The organism is Reinekea marinisedimentorum (genome assembly GCF_004341165.1).
Classification (GTDB): domain Bacteria; phylum Pseudomonadota; class Gammaproteobacteria; order Pseudomonadales; family Natronospirillaceae; genus Reinekea; species Reinekea marinisedimentorum.
Window position 1 is genome coordinate 1 of the sequence record NZ_SLZR01000028.1, and the last position, 19,598, is coordinate 19,598.

Genomic DNA, 19,598 nt, shown 5'->3' on the forward strand with positions numbered 1-19,598 from the left:
GCAACAGTTAAAACGAATCAAAGGTCATAGAAGTAACGACACCTAACCGGCCATCATAGTTGTCGCGGACCGGACAAAGTAATTGACGTCTAACAACTGTGGAGTTGTAGTCGCGCATGGTGGACGCGGCTAGCTGGCGAGAACCGGTAAAATCATCATAGGCTTGCTGAAGGGTAATTTGAGATTTGCGCTTACTTCGCGCATCTTCATTCGGGTTTACCCCTGTGCTCATTTGCCCTAGGGTTTCAGAAGCCAGCCTTCGGGCTTGCTCAATTGAGATAGAAGGATATTTACCTAGGGTGACATTGACGGGGCTTTTATGGCCTTTAAGCTTCTTGTAAACCCTAAAGGTCCTAACATCTTTTTGCGTGATATCCAGAACTAAACCAGGCACGCCGGTATCACGAATTCGTAACCGTTTTTCCGGTATTTGTATTGAATCTATAGCCTTTTTTGTGAAGCGAAATTTGGTATCCAAAATACTACTCCAATTTCTGGTGCTACCCTGGTGCTACTTTTGAGCGGAATTGAAACAATATTAGAGAAATGTGCAGAAATCAAGGAGTGCTAAAAGTCCTTTAAAATCAAAGGATTATGAATATTCGTGAATTTTGGTGAATGTTCATAAAATAAACAGTATCAATCTTGTAATCAGTAGGTCCCGAGTTCGACTCTTGGTGCCGGCACCAAATTCAGAAAGCCCCGTAGCCCACAAAGCACGGGGCTTTCGTCGTTCTGAGGGATTAAAAGTCGCGTCGCTGATGAAAATATGGCTCAATGCCGCGAAATATTTGATTTAGGGTGTATTCCGGTGATTGCAGATTTTACCCTGGCACTGTCCCGTTGGTTTTATCCTCATCTTACATTTATCGCCTCATCACTGATTGCCACTATACTGGTGATCTATGGCGGGCGCATAAACAAGGCTGTTTGGGCTTTGGTTCGTGGCGCTCATTTTTTAATCAGAACGTTGGTTTTTATTGCTCTATGCGCATTCGGTTATGGCGCTATCGCGGTCTATTTGCTTCCGGTAGTCAAAAAACTTCTGCTGTTGTTTGGTTCATTCTGGCTTGGGCCTCTGGTGGTCGCCTGTTTTCTGGTGGTCGGTCTGCTGGCAGAAAGGCACAGTCGCAGGGGTTAGTCGCTGCTCTGTTATTTGCAACGGCCTCGCTGTGCAGTGCATTTGAGCAAAGTGGCCATCAGGTCGTTGCTCAGCTTATGACGCCCTATCTGAACAGTGCCGCCAGCGCCGAGCTAGAACGGCTGTTTGGCGCACAGTGGCAGCAGCTTGTGGTGCGCAACGCCGGTAACGTGCAGGCTGAAATGAGCCGCCCTAAGAACCAAAAACTGGCTGAGCTGCAGTTTACGTTGTTCGACCCGGAAGACGAGGGCTTCGAGGTTGAAAAGCACTGTGCCAACGGGGTTTGTTCGGTAGCTGCAGTGCTCGAGTCTGAGCAGGTGTTGCTTAAACCGAGCTTTGATGACACTCAGAAGCGTCAGGCTTTCTGGTATTTAATGCACTACAACCTGCAGCTGCATATCCCGCTGAACTGCGGCCTCATCCGCGATCAGGGTGGCAGAAAGATTTACCTTGATGATGACCAGTTGAAGCCGGTCAATCTGTCGTTTATCTGGAACTATGACCTATACCGAAAGCTGAATCAGCACTGGTTTAGTTACGCCAAGGCGCTGAGCCGGAAGATGGAAGAGGAAAATAAGGATGCCTGGCTGGCATCGCTGAGGCCCCGGGATTGGGCCTACGAGACCAATCGGCTGGCAATAGCAGAGGCGTACCCGCTGGCATTGGACGGTCGTTACAGTGCAGAGTTAATTAACAGGGGGCAGGAAATTCTGGAAATGCAGTTGATGAAGGCGGCTTATCGCGCGGCAGCGCTGTTAAATGAGTTATTTCCTGAGGTTGAGGAGCAGGGGAGCGGACAGCTCCCCCCGGAATCGTAAGCAAAGCTCATCCTGAGTTGTGATCTTCCCTGGCAATAACATCCTGTTATTGCTTAGCACATCCTGTGCTTTCCAAGTCTTCCGTGTTGCATCCTCTCAAACCTCTTCCTTGCTGAGGTTTATGTTCAGCGTCCTGCTGAAGCGGTCTTCCATAACAACGTCCTTGTGCCGACAAGTATATAAACTTTTACTGCGCTGATTCTGCGTAGTTTTTATCGATTAAGGACTGTCTTTCGGCGGAGCGCCCCGTAAACGCCGTGTTATAGGGGGTAGGTAAGATATCGGTATTTTTGGGCTGGCCATAACCTACGGCGATTGTAGGAATAGGCTTACAACGGCAGGGGGCAGAGAGGACAATCGGGCATAAAAAAGGGAAAGTAATTCTTTCCCTGATTATTCAGCAATTGCCTGTGCCGGGTATGTATCTTCCGTGCAATTAACTCCCTTAATTGTCTGTCCCTGTTGAGAGTGTTTCTGTAACCCTATCCTTAGGGTTGCCCGGCCTATGCAATATTTTTAGCCATCCGTGGCTGTCATATCCCTATGAAAACTCCAAGGCTCTGTCCGTAAGCCGGGGGCCATTGTACGACTTTATAGCGGCCTGAAATGCCTTGCTTCTGCGAGTTATTGCCAGGGCCCCATCAACGTGGGCCTGCAGAGCGGCAGTGCCAATTATTCTGCGAATATTATCCCCGTTGTCTCACGCTGGATGAAGGAAAATGCTTACAAAGCGAAGCTTTGTGTCATCAGGGGTTCAATTATTTTATCGGCCATAGCAAACGGTTGCTAAGCTTAGAAGGCATTGTTGTCAGTATTTGGGGATCTCATGCAGAAACTGAGCTTTCTGGTGGTGGATGATGCGGCATTTATCCGTGACCTTATTAAAAGAACCATAAAAAGTCAGTTCAGCCAGTGTCAGCTGGATGAGGCCGTGAATGGCAGGAAAGCCCAGTCTCTTTTAGCGAAAAAGAAATACGATTTGGTGTTATGCGATTGGGAAATGCCTGAGATGTCCGGCATGGAACTTTTGCAGTGGTTCCGGGCCTATGAAGCCGAAAACAGCGCCGGTAAAACGCCCTTTATGATGGTGACCAGTCGTGGTGAAAAATCGCATGTGATTGCCGCTGTTGAATCCGGTGTTTCTGAATATATTGGTAAGCCATTCAGTCACGATCAGTTGCTGAAGAAGGTTTTTAAGCTGCTTTCGGTAAACCACCGGGAGCTTATCCGCGCCATTCTCAAGGGCACGGCGACGATGCAGCCCAAGTCTTCGGGTACCGGCAACGACTCCGCATCCGTGCTGACCGCCAAACCAGTTGATGCCAAGCCCGCTAAAACGCCTGAAGCAAAGAGTTCTGCCGGGCTTTTAGCTGCGGGTTCGCGCAGTGAATCTCTGGTGGATAAAGCGCCGATGAAGCAGGCAAAAGCAGCGCGCCGAAATCTCGGCCTGGTTGATATTCGCACGCCCTCCAGCAGCTGGAAGGCGATGTTGCGTGATATCAGCCTTACCGATGCCGTGGTGCTGGTGGATTTCGCAGAGGGAAAGCCTCCGGCTGTTCTGGAGCAAGTAGTTATAGACCTGCAACCGAAGGGCAAGGCTCTGGCGAGAATCAACGCCTTTGTCACCGCAGTTTCGCTGCACTCTAAGGCGCTGGATTGCCATCAGGCAGAGGTCGCCATTCATGTGGTGGATGACGACAATGATAAGCTGGAAACGTTAAGTTATTTTGTTGCCGAAGCGCATCGCAGGTAGCCGCTGACTATTTGTGCGTATCCGATGGGGTTGTTACCACAGGTTCTTCTGGCGGCTGTTGCGGCAGAGCTTTGAGCTCTGTCGGCTCAGCCTCTTCAACCTGCGCTAGCGCCGGTGCGATGATTCTGTCTTCCGGGAAAACGCAGCTAAACACAGAGCCTTTATTCTTCTGACTCATGATATCCAGGCGCGCGTTGTGACGTGCCAGCGCGTGCTTGGCAATGGCCAGCCCCAGCCCGGTGCCTCCGGTTTCGCTGGAGCGCCCGGCATCTGCGCGATAAAAGCGCTCGGTAAGCCGCGGAATATGGTATTGATCAATGCCTTCGCCTTCATCCTGAACGCTGAGAATTGCACCGGAAGCGGCTTTTTGCCAGCTGATTGTGATGTTGCTGCCAGCAGGGCTGTAGTTGATCGCGTTAAAGACCAGGTTATTGATGGCGGAGCGAATCTCGCCCTTGTTTCCGCGCAGTTCATGTTCGCATTGGGTATTCACGGTGATGATATGTGCCTTCTGACCGGAAAAATCCCGGCCGTCGGCGGCGACCTGTTCAATAAAGTCGACCATGTCGATGGTTTCGTCTGCGCGGGTGCTGCTTTCGTTATCCAGCCGGGTAAGCAGCAGCAGATCATTGATCAGATTGGTCATACGCACGGTTTGCGTATTCATGGTGTGCAGTGCTTTCTCTACCGGCGGTTCAAGGTTTTCAGAAAAGGTAAGGATGTTTTCCAGATGCCCCTTCAGAACCGTTAGTGGAGTCTTAAGCTCGTGAGAGGCATTTGCCACGAAATCCTGGCGCATTTGTTCCAGTTGCTTCAACCGGGTGACATCCCGAATCAACAGCAAGCGCTCGCCTTTGCCATAAAGGGTCATCGAGATCTGGATATAGGCATGTTGTCTGGCTGGGTTTTCCATCGTCAGCGGCTCGTGATAGCGCTGGCGATGGTAGAATTTGATAAATTTAGGGTCGCGAATCAGGTTGGTCAGCAGTTGTCCGTCGTCGATCTGCTTAAGGCAAAGCAGGTCTTTTGCTGCTGAGTTCCACCACTGAATGGCACCGGAGGAATCCAGAACCATGATGCCGTCGGTCAGTGCTTCCGTTGAGGCACGTATGCGCCGGAAGACATCATGGTAGTTTCTAATTTGTTTCAGATGGTCACGCTGCACCTTGTAGAGGTGATCAAAAACCGAGCCCCACAAGCCGCTGGATTCCGGAGGCGCTTTTTTCGCACCGGACGCCAGCCAGGCGACCAGCTGATTCATCTGAAAAAGAAGCCAGAGCAGGTAGCTTATCGTCGCTAAGCTGACGAACAGCCAGGGGTGACCAAACAGGTAGCCGACCGTAATGACCCCGATAAAAGAAACGATAAGTTTCTGATAGTAGCTCTGCCGTATGTCTCTAATCATTGACTGTCCGTTTCAGTAAGCTTCGTGGAGAAGCGATATCCTGTTCCGCGAACAGTTTGAATGAGTGGTTTGAACTCTTCACCCAACGCTTTGCGCAGGCGGCGAATGTGGACGTCAACGGTGCGCTCATCCACATAGACATTACCACCCCAAACCTGATCCAGCAGCTGGCTGCGGGTATAGGCGCGCTCTGAATGACTCATGAAAAACTGCAACAGGCGAAACTCTGTAGGGCCCATGGTCAGTTCATTGCCATGTGCAGTTACGCGGTGCGAGTTGGGGTCCAGGCGCAGGCCGTTTACATCGATGGGGGCATCGATACCGGCCGGCGTAGAGCGGCGCAGAACCGCCTTCAGCCGGGCAACCAGCTCACGCGGGGAAAAGGGTTTGGTGATGTAGTCGTCTGCACCGGCTTCCAAGCCTGAAATTTTATGGTCTTCCTCGCCCTTGGCGGTGAGCATGATAATTGGAATTTCAGCCGTCAGCGGATCGCGCTTTAAACGACGGGCCAGTTCAACGCCACTCACCTGAGGCATCATCCAGTCGAGCAGGATGAGGTCGGGTTTTTGATCAACGACCAGGCCGTGAGCGTCTTGAGCATTGGAAGCTTCAATGGTTCGATAACCCGCCATCTCAAGTGCTGCTGCTATAACTTCGCGAATTGCGGATTCATCATCAACAATCAGAATGCTTCGTGTGGACATAAGATCAGCCTTTTACCGGATGCTAAAAACATCGGGTCATTTAACGAATCTTTTATGACATATATGTTACGGCTGTCATCTAAGTGTCAGAATTTATCATAAAATTTATAACCGTCACTAAGAATAGCAGCAGGCCAACCCAGTTGTTGTGTAAAAAGGCCTTAAAGCAGGCGTCCCGGTCGCGGTTGCGGATCAGCCACTGCTGATAGCAAAACAGCCCTGCGGCACCCATGATTCCCAGCCACCAGAACACCCCCAGCTTGGCCTGCACGCCCAGCAGAATCCAGCTGGCCAGCGTCAGTAACTGAATGAGTCCGATCATCAGCCGGTCGTTTTCACCAAACAGGATGGCCGTGGAGCGCACGCCGATCTTCAGGTCATCGTCGCGGTCGACCATGGCATAAAGCGTATCGTAAGCGACCGTCCATAAAACAGTAGCGCTGAACAACAGCCAGGTGGTGTTCTGCAGCGGTACTTCCAGCGCGGTGTAAGCCATGGGAACAGCCCAGGCGAAGGCGGCACCGAGCACCACTTGTGGCAGGTAGGTGTAGCGCTTCATGAAGGGGTAGCTAGCGGCCAGTAATACCGCAACGAAGGATAAGCGGACGGTGGTGGCGTTGGTTTGCAGAACCAGCAGGAAAGAAAGCAGAAGCAGAATGGCAAACAACAGCAAGGCTTCTTTTTCACTGACCAGCCCGCTGGCAAGTGGCCGCTGTACGGTACGCTGCACATGGCCATCTATTTTGCGGTCGGCAAAATCATTGATGACGCAGCCTGCGGAGCGCATGAACACAACGCCGGCGACAAACACAAACAGGGTTTTAAGGTCGGGAATGCCTTCGGCCGCGAGCCACAGCGCGGTTACGGTCGGCCAGAGCAACAGATAGATGCCAATGGGCCGGTCCAGGCGCATCAGCTTTATGTAATGGGGTAGCGCTTCGCGTTTCAGAATAATGTCCATGACTCCAGTTTCGGCTGAGCAATATGATTGTTTGATAATGTTAGCAGCAGATAATTAAGTTTATCGATAGGCGGGCGAACCCGGTAGAAAAATTTCGGTCACAACCAGCGGGAAATTGCCAATCCTGAACAGGGTTCTTCTGCCCCAAAGCGCTGTCATTTCAGGGTTCTGGCCCGGGTTTAGCTGCGCTGTCGGCTGAAACTCAGCGACAAGGCGTTCATGGATGTGCAGATCCGGGCTGGAAAACAGCATCTCACCCAGGGGCTTCTGGTGCAGCTGCTTTATCTGCGCTAACTGGCTGCTGGTGTTTGCGGGCATGCTGCTGCGGGCATAAACCCAGGGCTGATTATCGCCATAAAGGTAAACCTCACGCACCCACAGTGGGGCCTGTTCCGTGCCGGTGATCAGCGCTGCCTCGTTAGCGTCGGCCGGGCTCAGCTCTTCGTTCAGCACCTCGACATGAAACGCCGAGCAATTCTGCCTGAGCCGGGCTGTTAAGGAGTCTTTATGGTTGAGCCAGCTTAGGGTATGGGCCGGGGCTGCGTTGAAATCAGTTGTGATGCTTTGCCAGTGGGTTTGGCTGTGGTTTTGTAACCAGTAATTGCGGGTCACTCGGGGTATCTCTTTTTTCGTGAGGCGACATTATGGGTCACGGCTTCGCAGGCTGTAAATAACTGTGCCGGATCAATCGGGCCGGGCCCGGCTGCCGTGATTGTGCCGATAAGTTGCGCCGGCTCACTAAACTGCGCTGAGCTGCGGCGTTTCAGGCATTTATCGGTGGTAATGGCCGGGATCTATGGGTAACCTTACGGCTTTCTGTTTTGACAGTCAGCCCTTGTTTCTCAGCCTGGGCGTTTAATAAAAATAAAGAATCAGAGGAAGTTAAACCATGCGTAAACCTGACTTGGCGGCAGCGATCGCCGAACATGCCGACCTGACTAAAGAAAAAGCCGGTGAAGTCCTTAATGTATTGTTAGACCAAATTACTCTCAGTGTTGCCAAGAAAGAGTCCGTCACCTTAGTGGGCTTTGGCACCTTTGAGGCACGCTCCCGCGCCAAGCGCATGGGTAAGAACCCGCAGACTGGAGCACCGATAGAAATACCGGCCAGCAACACAGTTGCCTTTAAACCAGGCAAGGCATTGAAGGATTCGTGTAACTCCTGATCTGTTTTTAAAGCTAAAGCCCGCACCCGCGGGTTTTTTTGTATCTGTTAAAAGGTGCTTTCCGTTTTTACCGATCAGCCGCTATTATTGCGGCCAATTTTTAGCTGCTTAATGAGGGTGAGTATGGACGTTCAGAATCGAATCAAGTCTTTGGTGCATGTTGAAAAGGTGCGCGTGAGAGATCCCGGTGTGATTATTCTGACTGGCCCATCCAGTTGCGGTAAGGGTGAGGTTGCCAGTGCGCTGTGCCGGACCCTGTCTATTCGCCCCGAAGCCCACCTTTCCATGGGTGAAATTTTACGCAGCACCTTCCGTGGTGCCAAGGAAGACCCAAGTTTCGCTGAGCTGCTGTCCTCTAAGTACGAACTGAGTGCAGACACCAATATCTTCGATTGCGTCGATACCTCAGAGGCGCTGACCAAAAAGGTGTTGTCTTACCAGGCGCAGCTGGAGAAGTACTTCAACAAGACCGGCATGGATAAGCACACTTCTCAGCTGGAATGGCTGGAGTTCTGCACCATGAATGGTCTGCTGGTGCCGAACCGCTGGACTGAAAACTTCGTCGCGGCCCACATCGAGCAGGCGCGCTCCACCCGTGAAGAAACCTTTATCCTCGATGGCTACCCGCGAACGGTCCGTGCCGCCGAGCACCTGCTTGAGTTTCTTGAGTCTATGAATATTCCGGTACTGGCGGTCATGCATTTAAGCATCAGCCGGCAGGAAATGATGACCCGGGCGCAGGGCCGTGGCCGGGCCGATGATGACGAAGAGTCGCTGCACAAGCGCTTCCAGTTTTATATCGAAAACGTACAGCCAAGTGTCGACTACATGAAAACCCGCCTGGGCTCTGGCCGGGTTTCGCTGATTGATGCCCATCAGCCGGTTTATGATCACACGGAAGACGGCCCGGTGTTTAACCTCGAAGCCTCGATTGAAGCGGTGGTCACCAGTGTTATGCGCGCCTTGGGTGTGCCGCGTGTGGTTTTGAACGATCTGCTAATGAACTGACAGTGCTAAACTCTCTGCCGCTGTTCAGGGTCAGAGAATATGACTCTTGCGCTGATAGCCCCACCAGCGCTTGCGGATAATCACCAGAAACATGCGACCGCAATGGTCGCATTTGAGCCTTACCTCCGTTTCCTTTTTCTGCGGCAGCGGCTGTTGCGCCGGCTGGCCGCAGAAGGCACAGCGAATCATTCTTCCGCAGTTTGCCGCGGCTGCAGATAAGTAACATGTTTCATACCGTCGCGATAGTTTTCCAGCAGGGATTGTTTCTCGCTGAGCGGCATGGAGCTTTCTTCCAGCTGGCGCTGGTAGGCGCTAACCATCATTTCCTGACTGAAATCGACATAACTCAGCACCTGACGGATGGAGTCACCCTTGCGGGCATTCACCAGCATCAGCTCGCCGCTTTCATCGAAAATGGCGTCCAGGCTGTTGGTATCACCAAACAGGTTGTGCAGGTCGCCGAGAATCTCCTGATAGGCACCCACCATGAAGAAACCCAGCCAGGGGCGCTCATTGGCTTGCCAGTTTGGCAGCGGCAGCGTCGATTCCACACCCTCGCCATCAACGTAGTGTTTGATTTTACCGTCGGAGTCACAGGTAATGTCCTGCACAATACCGCGTACCGTGGGCTCACGGTCGAGGCCGGTCAGCGGCATGATCGGGAAGATCTGATCAATGCCCCAGACATCGGGCAGTGACTGGAACACCGAAAAGTTCACGAACAGCTTGCTGGCCATTTTCTCGTTCAGGTCGTCGAGCATGTCGCGGTGCGCGCGCTTGGTCGGGTTCAGCTGGTTGGCAATCAGGTAGTTAATGGCTCGCGCCATCTCTTCGGCCTGAGCCCGCTGTGACAGCGACAAATAACCCTGGGTATAGGCCTGGTGCACATCGTTCAGGAAGTAGCTGGCATCGTGGTAAAGCTCGGCATACGGCCGGTCGTGAATGAGCGTGCACTGGTAGCAGTACCAAAGCTCTTTCAGCACGTTTGGCGCATCGTCTGCCGGTGCCGTTGGCGTGGTGATATCGGGGGTTTCCTCCTCCGATACATCGGCCAGCAAAACTGCATGGTGCGCGGTTACCGCGCGACCGGATTCACTGAAAATAATCGGGTGCGGCTGCTCCGAGGTTTCACAGGCCTCACGGAAGGCATACACCACGTTGTTGGCGTATTCCTGAGTTGAATAGTTCATTGAGCAGGATTCGCGAGAGCGGGTGCCTTCGTAATCGACACCCAGACCGCCGCCCACGTCGATGACCTCAACCGGAGCATTCAACTGGCGCAGCTCAACATAGAAGCGGGCACACTCGCGCAGCGCAATCTGAATATCGCGAATGTTGGCAATCTGTGAACCCAGGTGGAAATGCAGCAGCTGGAAGCAGCTTAGCCGATCGTGCTCTTTCAGTTGATCGATAACGGAGATGATCTCGGATGCGGTCAGGCCGAATTTAGACTTTTCACCACCGGAGCTCTGCCACTTGCCGCGACCGGTGCTGGAAAGACGCGCACGTACGCCAATGCGTGGCAGTACGTTCATCTCTTTGGAGATGCTGAGAATCCAGTCGACCTCGGTCGATTTCTCGACCACCAGATAAACATGGTGCCCCAGCTTTTCCGCGGAAAGCGCCAGGCGAATGTATTCTTCGTCTTTGTAGCCGTTGCAGACAATCGTGGTCGGGCCTTTAGAGGCTTCCGCCATGACCGCCATCAGTTCCGGCTTACTGCCGGCTTCCAGCCCAATGCGTGGGGCATTGGCCAGGCGCTGACCGTTGATGATTTCCTCAACAACGCGGCGCTGCTGGTTTACCTTGATCGGGTACAGCGGCTGATAGTGGTTTTTGTAGCGCTCGGTTTTAATCGCGTTGGCAAAGGCGGTGGTAATCTGCGCGACGCGGTCGTGCAGAATGTGCGGAAACCGCACCAGCAAAGGAAGCTGCATGCCCTTTTTCTTGGCTTCGAGAACAATATTTTTCAGTGGTATGCCGTTGCCGGCGGTGACCACGGTATCGCCATCTTTGTTTACCGAGAAGTAACCCTCAGACCAGCGATTAACGTTGTACAGTTCAATGGTATCGCTAACGTTCCATTTCATATCGTTCTCCTCAAACTTTCGGGAGCGCTCCAAACTTGTTCAGAGCTTTGTTATTGTATGAGGCCTTCGAACGTCTAGCGCACACAGCCTGGTGAAATACTCTATTTGATGTTTTGCCAAAAACAGGGTGCGTTATTCTATGTTTATTTCGCTATTTGAATAGCTTTTTTTACCAAGGAATTTGCAATGAGTAAAATCATTATTTCTACCGACAATGCGCCGGCGGCCATTGGCACCTATTCACAGGCCGTAAAGGTTGGCAAAACGGTTTACCTTTCCGGGCAGATTCCACTGGTGCCGGCAACTATGGCGCTGGTCGAGGGTGATTTCAAAGCGCAGGTACACCAGGTATTCAAGAACCTGACTGCGGTTTGCGAAGCGGCCGGTGGCTCGTTGCAGGATATCGTAAAACTGAATATCTACCTGACCGATCTGTCGCACTTTGCCTCCGTCAATGAGGTAATGGCTGAGTATTTCCAGCAGCCGTATCCGGCACGTGCGGCCATTGGTATTTCTGAGCTGCCTAAGGGTTCGCTGGTGGAAATGGACGGCATCGCCGAACTGGACTGATTTAATCATGCGTTCCGCGAAAACCAAGCCGAAGTTCAGCAAGAACCAGAAAGACTCGCGGGTGACCGAGATTTATCGCTACTCTGATTTTCTCGCGCCTAAATTTTGGTCAACCTGGCTGGCGATTGCCGGCCTGCATATCATTGCCTGGCTGCCGTGGCGGCTGAAGATCGGCTTTGCTCATCTGTTGTGCGCGGTGATTAAGCGCTTTGCCAAATCGCGCTACAACACCGTCGTTGCCAATATTCGCGCCTGTTTTTCCGATCTGCCTGCCGATGAACAGGCCAGGCTAATTGAAGATGCGCTGTTCGCTAATGCCTTTGGTCTGATTGAAACCGCGCACGCCTGGGTTCGTGGCATTAATGGCCTCGAGATTGAAATAAAGGGCTGGGAAAACTACCAAGCAGCGAAGCAAGACGGCCGCGGCATTCTGGTGTTCACCTGCCACTTTTCCATGCTGGACCTGGGGGCGGCGATGCTCGGCTCTGAAATTCCGGTTGGCACCATCTACCGTAAGCACGACAACCCACTGTTTAATTATTTTATGACCCGCTCACGGGAGCAGTTTGTCGAGTACACCGTTGCCCGCAAAGACATCAAAGCCATGATTCGCCATTTAAGAGCCGGCGACAATCTGGCCTACTTGCCGGATCAGGATTTCGGCCCGAAGCGTTCAGTGTTTGTTCCCTTTTTTGGCGTGCCTGCGGCAACCATCCCCATGACCAGTCAGCTTGCGGAAGCCGGAAATGCCATCGTGCTGCCGATCAGTGCGTATCGAGTAGGTAAAAGCCCTAAGTATGTGATGACCATTCATCCGCTGATGAACATACCCACCGATGATCATATTGCCGACACCCATACCTGGGTAAATTGGCTGGAAGATTGCGTTCGCGAGCATCCGGAGCAGTACCTCTGGTTTCACAAGCGCTTTAAAACCCGCCCCGAAGGCGAGCCATCTGTCTATTAGCCTCTGTTCGTGGCTGGTGATTTTTTAAAAGAGTTCCTATGAAAAAATTTGATTACCCTCAGTTCGATGTGTCCGTTGTTGCGCAGTTGCCGGAAGATGCCGATAGCTGTATTGAGTGGAGTGAGCGCTCGCAGCAGCCGTTTATTGTTCAGCAGCTGAAGGGTGAGCGCAGCCTGCGCACACTGTTGCCGGATGGCAGGCTCTGGTCATACCGTCGCGCACCGGCCATGAATCTCAATGCCTTTGAATACCTGACCCTGGCGCGCGCTGTTACCGGCAGTGCCATTAAAGCCACGACCGCTCATGTAGCGATTATTGCCGATCGTGAAGAACTGCTCGATGCGCTGCTTTGTGCCGTGCTGGCTGCGCAATACAAGCTGCCCCGGTTCGGTAAGAAAGACGGCCCTAACCGCGATTTGAGAATTTCTCTGGTTGGCAGTATTTCCGCCGAACGGGTAGCGCAGCGCCTGGCCGAAGCCGAAGGCAATGCCTTTGCCCGCTTTTTAACGGTACTGCCGGCCAATGAACTCACGCCGGCCTCGTACCGTGCCATGGTCGAGCAACTGGCGGAAACCGAAGGCTGGGATTGCCGCGTGTACAGCTACAAAGAGCTAGAGCAGATGGGGGCCGGCGCTTTCGTTTCAGTTGCCCGCGGCTCGAACGATGCTGAAGCTGCCATTGTGCGCGTGCAGTATCAGGGGGATCCGGAATCTGCCCGGAACATCGCCCTGGTCGGCAAAGGGGTGACCATCGATACCGGTGGCTACAACCTGAAAACCGGCGGTTCAATGTTTGGTATGAATGGCGATATGGCCGGCAGTGCCGTTGCACTGGGCAGCCTGATGGCGTCGTCACTGGCGAACGAGAAGGTGAATATCACCGCCTGGCTGGCGCTGACCGAAAACCACATTGGCCCGCAGTCCTACCACGCCAATGAATGGGTCAGGGCGCTGAACGGTACCACCATTGAGATCGTCGATACCGATGCCGAAGGCCGCATGATCTTGGCCGATACCCTGACGCTGGCATCACGCGAGCGGCCTCAGCTGGTGGTTGATTACGCCACCCTGACCGGAGCCTGTGTCGGCGCGCTGTCGACCCGTTACTCCGGTGTTTTCACGAATAATGAAGACTGGATTATGCCGCTGATCAGCGCCGGTAAAGCCAGTGGTGAGCGTATCTGGCCATTCCCGCTGGATGTCGATTACGATGAAAACATCAAAAGCAGTGTCGCGGATATTCAGCAGTGCAATCCGGGCAAGTCATCAGACCATATCGATGCCGCACGCTTCTTAAGCCGCTTTGTTGAGCAGGGTGTGCATTGGGTGCATCTGGATTTGTCGGCGGCCAAGCATAAGGGCGGGCTGGCGCATGTGCCTACCGATGTCACCGGCTTTGGTGTGCGGCTGACGCAGCAATTGATAAAGACGCTGGGCTGAACTTCCCGGGTTTAATCAATCGCTGTGAGCGATACTGTCCTGCAGGCTGGTGACGACCGAGGTGATCAATGGCCAGGCCAACACAGAACCGCTGCCTTCGCCTGAGCTGAGGCTTAAATTCAGCAGCGGCCGTTGATTCAGGTGTTTCATAATAATCTGCTGGCCGCCGTAGGCTGACTGATGGGTGAAGATGGCGTAGTCAACAATGTTCGGGTACAGGCTGTGCAATGCCAGCAGTGCTGCTGAGCAGGCGAAGCCATCCACCAGAAAGGTGCCGCCGAGTTCGGCGGTGACCAGCATCGCGCCCATGATGGTGGCTGTTTCAAAGCCGCCTAGATGACGCACGATCTGCCAGGCATCGGTCAGCTGATCCGAATGCAGCTGCAGTGCCTGCGTCAGAATGTTGATTTTATCGTCAATAATGCCCGGCTCATGATGATTGTGGTTGGCGATGACTTCCTTCGCTGAAATCTTAAGCAAAGCCATGGTGATTGCTGCAGCGCTCAGTGTATGCCCCTGACCAATGGCGGCGAATGACAGTACCCGGGCACCCTCAGCCAGTTTCAGAGATGCCTGCTCAACCCCAAGGTGAACAGCAGCCTCCAGTTGTGCTTCGGTCATGGCGGCGACGGTGCTGAAATCCCGGCAGCCGTGGGCAATTTTATTCACCGTGAACAGGCGTCGCGGCGTCATCTCATCGCAACAGAGGCCGCAGTCGATAATGCTCATTTCAATATTGTGCAGTGTACACATATTCGCCAGCGGAGCCTGGCCGGAAAGCAGCTTTCGAACCTGAAGTTGAGAGTTGCCGGATGCGGATTGCTCACCGGCGTAATTTTCGAATACACCGTGGTCACTGCAAAAGACCAGGTGCCGCAGTTGCTGCAGTTCAATATGGGTAGAGCGCTGAACTGAGGCCATACGGCGAACCACATTGCCAAGTAATCCAAAGGCTTGAGTGCTGAGGCCCACGCAGTTTAGCTGGCTCTCCAGGCGTTGGGCGTGAGTCAGTTCGGTCGGTTTGATGTTGAAGGTGACGGGCATAAATCTTGATCCTCTGTAACCTTTTGAGTGTAGCAGAGGAATTTCATCCGGCTCGCGAACAATGTTGGAAAGCATTGACCTGGCCGGCACAGCGTTAATAATGGCGTTACTCTCTTACTTAGTTTGTCAGCGGTAACCCATGAGCTCTGAAACCAACCCGGAAAATCAATTCAGCTGTTTTGCTGACCGCCTGCGCGTACTCATCGGCTCTTCATCGGTATCTGCCTTCGCGCGCAAGGTTGCGCTGAGTGAAAGCCTGATCCGCAAGTACCTGAAAGGCTCCGAGCCGAGCCTGTCGCGCGCCGCGCAGATTGCCAGGCGTACAGAGGTGGAGCTGGATTGGCTGGCCTTTGGTCAGGGCGAGCCGTTACGGCGCTCGGTAGCGATTGATGCCGGAGCGCTGCAGATTGCGCAGAAGGTAAAGCAGTTGACCAACTCAAAAATGGAGCGTGACCTGACGGAGTTTGAAGGTTTGGCAGTGACGGTGGCCACCTATCAGTACGTGCTGGCGCATAAAAGCATCGATGGTTATTTTGACGAGCGTGCGGCCTATATGTTTGCGGATCAAACACTCAGAAAGCTCAGTACAGGTAAGGCATGAGGTTTTGAAAAAAGGGGGGCTTTTAGACAGAGTCAGCAGCGACTGTTTGCTGCTGAAATGGTGCGGACGGAGAGACTCGAACTCTCACACCTTGCGGCACCAGAACCTAAATCTGGCGTGTCTACCAATTTCACCACGTCCGCTCCGAAGAGTGCGCGCATAATAGAGATTTTCTTTTTTCTAATCAAGCGCTTAGCAAAATAAAGTTACTGTTCCGTTAGTTTTTTTCCGGCGATCCAATCTTCAATGTTGGTGATGATTTTGGGCTTGGCGTAAACAAAGCCCTGAATGTAACTGCAGCCCAAATCGTTGATCACTGTTAGTTCTTCTTCGGTCTCAATACCTTCGGCGATAACCTGTATGCCCAGAGTCATACACAGGTCGATCACCGACTTCACGACGGCCTGTTGTTTTTCCGAATGCGGCAGCTCAGTGATGAAGCTGCGATCGAGTTTCAGCATCTGGAACGGCAGTTCGGGCAGGCGGGAAAGGTTGGCGTAGCCGGTGCCGAAATCATCCAGTGCCAGCCGGATGTTGAATTCGCGGATGTTGGCCAGAGTCTCGGCAAATTGGTCGTCGTTTTCTGGCAGCTTGTGCTCGGTCAACTCTATTTCCAGGTATTCAAACACATCAGCATTTTTCATCTGCCACTGCGATAGCAGCTCAATCAGCGCATCATTGATGCTCTGTACACTCAAATTGACCGCCAGCGGCAAGGGCTCTATGCCCTGCTGCAGCCAGTCGTTCAGTTGGCGCAGCGCGTATTTGAGCATGTAGCTGTCTATCTGGCGAATCAGCCCGTTTTGCTCTGCCAGCTCGATGAAGGCGCCCGGGTAGAGCAGCTGGCCGTCTGCCTGAGGAATTCGCACCAGGCATTCTAGCGCCTGAATTTCTCCGCTTCGGCAGTTAATTCGCGGCTGTACATGAACCTCGAAGTTATTCAGCTTCACCGCCTGATGCAGCAACTGGTTTTTGTCCAGCCGCCGATTAGCCTGGCCTTCATAGCCGGTGTGATACCAGTGCACCTGATTGCGGCCGTGCTTTTTGGCATTGAACAGCGCAACCCCTGCGTTCTGGCGCAACGCTTTCAGGCTTTGGCCGTGATCCGGTGACCGCGCGACGCCGATTGAACAGGTGGTGCTGTATTGGCTGTTGCCGAGCGTTATCGGCTGCTGAAGCTGTTCAAACAGAGTGCTCAGCCGTTGTTCGTTGTCGGTACGGTCAGACTCCTGCCAGAACAGCACGAACTCATCCGCACCGGGGCGGGCAATAAAGTCGTTGTCTTCACTCTGCTGGCGGATGCGCTCGGCAATTTCCAGCAGCAGCGCGTCGCCACTTTCCTGGCCGAGAGAATCGTTGAGCACCTTAAAGTGGTCAATATCGATGTTCAGGCACCAGCGGGTCTGTGCCAGAGCTGGGGTGTTTTCGATTTGATGGCTCAGGCCAGACTGGCTGGCAAAGCCGGTGAGTGGGTCCAGGTTGCGGTCGCTGGCGTGAGCGGACGAGTCTTTATAGGTGGAAACATCCTGAGAAAACCCCAGTACGCCGAGGGCTTGATTGTCATCACCGATCAGGGCATAGCGCTCAATGCGCACCCAGCGGACGGGCTGGTCGGTCAGCTCCAGTTTTAACTCCAGCTTCTGCGGTTGCTGACTGTTCAGTGCCAGCTGATCGGAGGTCTTAAAGGCCTCGGCCAACTGCGGATTGAGCAGTTCTTCATCGGTTTTACCCTTGGCATCGGTGCCGCCACACCATTGTTGAACAAACGCCTGGTTGTATACCAGATAACGACCGAATCGGTCTTTCAGCCAGACCGGGAAGGGCAGGTTTTGCAGCAGCGACTGCAGCAGCACATGGTCGTCGCGCAGCTGCTTGCTGGTGTCGAGCATATCTTTAGCCTGAATCAGCGCATTTTGCAGGTGTTTCTGATCGTTCTGCGCCAGTTGCAGGGAAATTCTGGCATAAAAGCGGAACGCCATGAGCAGGCTCATCAGTGCACAGGTAATCAGCACGATGGCCATGAAACCGGACATCGCACTGAATTGGCTGATCAGCAGCCAGACTGCCAGAATCACCAAGCCTCCGGAGACGAACCCTGCAGTGACTAACCCGATAAGCAGTGGTTTAAAGGCTTGCAGGATAACGTTGGCTTGGTTTGCTGACATTTCTTAAAGGCCTCTCAGTGGCGAAGGGTATGGGAGGCAGCGGGCTGCCTCCGGTGACAAGCATAGCCGAACTATTTGATGCGCTTGTATTTCACGCGGTGAGGTCCGTCATTGCCGGTGCGCTTCTTGTGGTCTTCTTCGTATTCGGTGTAGTTACCTTCGAAGAATACCGCTTTAGAATCGCCTTCAAACGCCAGAATATGCGTGGAGATGCGGTCGAGGAACCAGCGGTCGTGCGAGATAACAATGGCAACGCCCGGGAAGGCCAGTAGGGCTTCCTCCAGTGCACGCAGTGTTTCCACGTCCAAGTCGTTGGTCGGTTCGTCGAGCAGCAGTACGTTGCCGCCTTCTTTCAGCAGCTTGGCCAGGAACAGGCGGTTACGCTCACCACCGGACAGATTCTTCACCAGTTTTTGCTGATCGCCACCCTTAAAGTTGAAGCGGCCAATATAGGCGCGCGATGAGGTTTCCCAGCCACCGATGGTGATCATATCCATGCCGTCGGAGACTTCTTCCCAGACGGTTTTATCGCCATCAAGCTCACGCATCTGGCCGACGAAGGCGGGCTTCACCGTGTCGCCAATCCGAATGTTACCGCTGTCCGGCTGTTCCATGCCGGCAATCATCTTGAACAGGGTCGATTTACCGGCACCGTTACCGCCGATAATGCCGACAATCGCACCCGGTGGTACGGTAAAGTTCAGGTCTTCATAGAGCAGGCGGCCATCGAAGGATTTGGCGATGTCGCTTGCTTCAATCACGATGTCACCCAGGCGCGGGCCAGGTGGAATGTAGATTTCGTTGGTTTCATTACGGGTCTGGAACTCGGTGGAGTTCATCTGCTCGAACTGCTTCAGACGGGCCTTGGATTTAGACTGACGCCCTTTGGCACCCTGGCGTACCCATTCCAGCTCCGATTTAATGGCTTTATCGTGCGCAGCCTGTTGCTTCGACTCCATCGACAGGCGCTGCTCTTTGGCTTCCAGCCACTGTGAATAGTTGCCTTCAAACGGAATGCCGTGGCCACGGTCAAGTTCGAGGATCCAGCCGGCAACGTTATCGAGGAAGTAACGGTCGTGGGTAATGGCCACCACAGTGCCCGGGTATTCGTGCAGGAAGCGCTCCAGCCAGGCGACGGATTCGGCATCCAAGTGGTTGGTCGGTTCGTCGAGCAACAGCATATCCGGGTTGGAAAGCAGCAGACGGCACAGCGCAACACGGCGGCGTTCACCACCGGAAAGATACGCAACCTTTGCATCCCACTCCGGCAGGCGCAGTGCATCGGCGGCGATCTCCAGACGGTTTTCCATATTGTGGCCGTCGGCGGCGTTGATGATGTTTTCCAGCTCCTGCTGTTGGGCGGCCAGTTTGTCGAAGTCGGCATCCGGTTCTGCGTAGGCTGCGTATACGGCTTCCAGCTTAACCTGAGCTTCTTTAATGTGATCGAGCGCTTCCTCGACGACTTCACGCACCGTTTTGCTGTCGTCCAGCTCCGGCTCCTGTGGCAGGTAACCGATGTTCAGGCCCGGTTGAGGGCGGGCTTCACCGATGATGTCGGTATCGATGCCGGCCATGATGCGCAGCAGCGTCGACTTACCGGAACCGTTCAGACCTAAAACACCAATCTTGGCCCCGGGGAAAAAGGATAATGAAATGTCTTTGAGAATTTCACGCTTTGGCGGCACAACCTTGCCGACGCGATTCATTGTGAAAACGTAAGAACCTGTTTGTCCTGTTTTATTACCTTTAGACAATTTGGGTGACCTC

At 53.3% G+C, this 19,598-nt stretch carries 19 protein-coding genes and 1 tRNA gene; 9 read left to right on the forward strand and 11 right to left on the reverse strand.

All coding sequences use genetic code 11. The annotated features are described in order from the left end of the window. Positions 1 to 7: 7 nt before the first annotated feature. Positions 8 to 478: an Arm DNA-binding domain-containing protein gene (locus BCF53_RS18190; protein ID WP_165901987.1), complete on the reverse strand. Its 471-nt coding sequence runs from the start codon at positions 476 to 478 to the stop codon at positions 8 to 10. Positions 479 to 769: 291 nt separating this feature from the next. On the opposite strand from BCF53_RS18190, the gene BCF53_RS18195 reads away from it, so the two are divergent. The 3 genes from BCF53_RS18195 (at position 770) to BCF53_RS18205 (ending at position 3,712) form a co-directional block, all read left to right on the forward strand. Then, entirely contained in the window at positions 770 to 1,141 is a 372-nt protein-coding gene (locus BCF53_RS18195; protein WP_132704037.1) for a DUF3392 family protein, read from the forward strand. Between the two features lie 29 nt (positions 1,142 to 1,170). Then, complete coding sequence (locus tag BCF53_RS18200) at positions 1,171 to 1,959, forward strand: S1/P1 nuclease (RefSeq protein WP_279389147.1); 789 nt, start codon at positions 1,171 to 1,173, stop codon at positions 1,957 to 1,959. A gap of 826 nt (positions 1,960 to 2,785) precedes the next feature. Further along, positions 2,786 to 3,712 (forward strand): response regulator, encoded by a 927-nt coding sequence (locus tag BCF53_RS18205; RefSeq protein ID WP_132704041.1) that lies wholly within the window; start codon positions 2,786 to 2,788, stop codon positions 3,710 to 3,712. Between the two features lie 7 nt (positions 3,713 to 3,719). Here the strand turns inward: BCF53_RS18205 and phoR are convergent, their stop codons facing one another. The 4 genes from phoR to BCF53_RS18225 form a co-directional block, all read right to left on the reverse strand. Further along, positions 3,720 to 5,117 (reverse strand): phosphate regulon sensor histidine kinase PhoR, encoded by a 1,398-nt coding sequence (gene phoR / locus BCF53_RS18210; RefSeq protein WP_132704043.1) that lies wholly within the window; start codon positions 5,115 to 5,117, stop codon positions 3,720 to 3,722. Next, positions 5,114 to 5,821, reverse strand: coding sequence for a phosphate regulon transcriptional regulator PhoB (gene phoB, locus BCF53_RS18215; RefSeq protein ID WP_132704045.1), 708 nt, complete (start codon positions 5,819 to 5,821; stop codon positions 5,114 to 5,116). The genes phoR and phoB overlap by 4 nt, the downstream gene beginning before the upstream one ends. A 79-nt stretch (positions 5,822 to 5,900) precedes the next feature. Continuing rightward, a complete protein-coding gene (ubiA, locus tag BCF53_RS18220) occupies positions 5,901 to 6,782 on the reverse strand; it encodes a 4-hydroxybenzoate octaprenyltransferase (RefSeq protein ID WP_132704047.1) in 882 nt (293 codons plus the stop codon). Positions 6,783 to 6,842: 60 nt separating this feature from the next. Further along, positions 6,843 to 7,394 (reverse strand): chorismate--pyruvate lyase family protein, encoded by a 552-nt coding sequence (locus BCF53_RS18225; protein ID WP_165901988.1) that lies wholly within the window; start codon positions 7,392 to 7,394, stop codon positions 6,843 to 6,845. 277 nt (positions 7,395 to 7,671) lie between these two features. Between BCF53_RS18225 and BCF53_RS18230 the strand changes: the two genes are divergently transcribed. Together BCF53_RS18230 and BCF53_RS18235 are read left to right on the forward strand one after the other, a co-directional pair. Then, positions 7,672 to 7,947 (forward strand): HU family DNA-binding protein, encoded by a 276-nt coding sequence (locus tag BCF53_RS18230; protein WP_132704051.1) that lies wholly within the window; start codon positions 7,672 to 7,674, stop codon positions 7,945 to 7,947. A gap of 123 nt (positions 7,948 to 8,070) precedes the next feature. Further along, a complete protein-coding gene (locus BCF53_RS18235) occupies positions 8,071 to 8,955 on the forward strand; it encodes an adenylate kinase family protein (protein WP_165901989.1) in 885 nt (294 codons plus the stop codon). Positions 8,956 to 8,985: 30 nt separating this feature from the next. Here the strand turns inward: BCF53_RS18235 and BCF53_RS19260 are convergent, their stop codons facing one another. Further along, positions 8,986 to 9,144, reverse strand: a complete 159-nt coding sequence (locus BCF53_RS19260) for a hypothetical protein (protein ID WP_165901990.1) — start codon at positions 9,142 to 9,144, stop codon at positions 8,986 to 8,988. Beyond that, on the reverse strand, positions 9,141 to 11,045 hold the full coding sequence (gene speA, locus BCF53_RS18240) for a biosynthetic arginine decarboxylase (RefSeq protein ID WP_132704055.1): 1,905 nt from the start codon (positions 11,043 to 11,045) through the stop codon (positions 9,141 to 9,143). Before speA ends, BCF53_RS19260 begins: the two co-directional genes overlap by 4 nt. Before the next feature lie 186 nt (positions 11,046 to 11,231). Between speA and BCF53_RS18245 the strand changes: the two genes are divergently transcribed. From BCF53_RS18245 to BCF53_RS18255, 3 genes are read left to right on the forward strand one after another with little or no spacing between them, the layout of a single operon-like run. After that, positions 11,232 to 11,615, forward strand: a complete 384-nt coding sequence (locus BCF53_RS18245; protein WP_132704057.1) for a RidA family protein — start codon at positions 11,232 to 11,234, stop codon at positions 11,613 to 11,615. Positions 11,616 to 11,622: 7 nt separating this feature from the next. Beyond that, on the forward strand, positions 11,623 to 12,582 hold the full coding sequence (locus BCF53_RS18250; protein ID WP_132704059.1) for an LpxL/LpxP family acyltransferase: 960 nt from the start codon (positions 11,623 to 11,625) through the stop codon (positions 12,580 to 12,582). Positions 12,583 to 12,620: 38 nt separating this feature from the next. Then, positions 12,621 to 14,021, forward strand: coding sequence for a M17 family metallopeptidase (locus BCF53_RS18255; RefSeq protein ID WP_132704061.1), 1,401 nt, complete (start codon positions 12,621 to 12,623; stop codon positions 14,019 to 14,021). 15 nt (positions 14,022 to 14,036) lie between these two features. On the opposite strand, the gene BCF53_RS18260 is transcribed toward BCF53_RS18255, so the two are convergent. Beyond that, positions 14,037 to 15,065 carry a nicotinate-nucleotide--dimethylbenzimidazole phosphoribosyltransferase gene (locus BCF53_RS18260; RefSeq protein WP_165901991.1) on the reverse strand — a complete coding sequence of 343 codons (1,029 nt, stop codon included), beginning with the start codon at positions 15,063 to 15,065 and terminating at the stop codon, positions 14,037 to 14,039. A 139-nt stretch (positions 15,066 to 15,204) separates the two neighbouring features. Between BCF53_RS18260 and BCF53_RS18265 the strand changes: the two genes are divergently transcribed. Then, complete coding sequence (locus BCF53_RS18265) at positions 15,205 to 15,666, forward strand: helix-turn-helix domain-containing protein (protein ID WP_132704065.1); 462 nt, start codon at positions 15,205 to 15,207, stop codon at positions 15,664 to 15,666. Positions 15,667 to 15,724: 58 nt separating this feature from the next. Here the strand turns inward: BCF53_RS18265 and BCF53_RS18270 are convergent. The 3 genes from BCF53_RS18270 to ettA all read right to left on the reverse strand — a co-directional run bounded on the left by BCF53_RS18270 (position 15,725) and on the right by ettA (position 19,585). Beyond that, a tRNA-Leu gene (locus BCF53_RS18270) sits at positions 15,725 to 15,809 on the reverse strand. 63 nt (positions 15,810 to 15,872) lie between these two features. After that, positions 15,873 to 17,831, reverse strand: a complete 1,959-nt coding sequence (locus tag BCF53_RS18275) for a putative bifunctional diguanylate cyclase/phosphodiesterase (protein ID WP_132704067.1) — start codon at positions 17,829 to 17,831, stop codon at positions 15,873 to 15,875. 71 nt (positions 17,832 to 17,902) lie between these two features. Beyond that, positions 17,903 to 19,585: an energy-dependent translational throttle protein EttA gene (gene ettA, locus BCF53_RS18280; protein ID WP_279389146.1), complete on the reverse strand. Its 1,683-nt coding sequence runs from the start codon at positions 19,583 to 19,585 to the stop codon at positions 17,903 to 17,905. Between the last annotated feature and the right edge of the window lie 13 nt (positions 19,586 to 19,598).

Excerpts from the sequence above, each read along its gene's own strand:
- BCF53_RS18195 (WP_132704037.1), top strand. The coding sequence starts at position 770 with ATGGCTCAATGCCGCGAAATATTTGATTTAGGGTGTATTCCGGTGATT.
- BCF53_RS18205 (WP_132704041.1), top strand. The coding sequence starts at position 2,786 with ATGCAGAAACTGAGCTTTCTGGTGGTGGATGATGCGGCATTTATCCGT.
- phoR (WP_132704043.1), bottom strand. The coding sequence starts at position 5,117 with ATGATTAGAGACATACGGCAGAGCTACTATCAGAAACTTATCGTTTCT.
- phoB (WP_132704045.1), bottom strand. The coding sequence starts at position 5,821 with ATGTCCACACGAAGCATTCTGATTGTTGATGATGAATCCGCAATTCGC.
- ubiA (WP_132704047.1), bottom strand. The coding sequence starts at position 6,782 with ATGGACATTATTCTGAAACGCGAAGCGCTACCCCATTACATAAAGCTG.
- BCF53_RS18230 (WP_132704051.1), top strand. The coding sequence starts at position 7,672 with ATGCGTAAACCTGACTTGGCGGCAGCGATCGCCGAACATGCCGACCTG.
- BCF53_RS18235 (WP_165901989.1), top strand. The coding sequence starts at position 8,071 with ATGGACGTTCAGAATCGAATCAAGTCTTTGGTGCATGTTGAAAAGGTG.
- BCF53_RS19260 (WP_165901990.1), bottom strand. The coding sequence starts at position 9,144 with ATGATTCGCTGTGCCTTCTGCGGCCAGCCGGCGCAACAGCCGCTGCCG.
- speA (WP_132704055.1), bottom strand. The coding sequence starts at position 11,045 with ATGAAATGGAACGTTAGCGATACCATTGAACTGTACAACGTTAATCGC.
- BCF53_RS18245 (WP_132704057.1), top strand. The coding sequence starts at position 11,232 with ATGAGTAAAATCATTATTTCTACCGACAATGCGCCGGCGGCCATTGGC.
- BCF53_RS18250 (WP_132704059.1), top strand. The coding sequence starts at position 11,623 with ATGCGTTCCGCGAAAACCAAGCCGAAGTTCAGCAAGAACCAGAAAGAC.
- BCF53_RS18255 (WP_132704061.1), top strand. The coding sequence starts at position 12,621 with ATGAAAAAATTTGATTACCCTCAGTTCGATGTGTCCGTTGTTGCGCAG.
- BCF53_RS18260 (WP_165901991.1), bottom strand. The coding sequence starts at position 15,065 with ATGCCCGTCACCTTCAACATCAAACCGACCGAACTGACTCACGCCCAA.
- BCF53_RS18265 (WP_132704065.1), top strand. The coding sequence starts at position 15,205 with ATGAGCTCTGAAACCAACCCGGAAAATCAATTCAGCTGTTTTGCTGAC.
- BCF53_RS18275 (WP_132704067.1), bottom strand. The coding sequence starts at position 17,831 with ATGTCAGCAAACCAAGCCAACGTTATCCTGCAAGCCTTTAAACCACTG.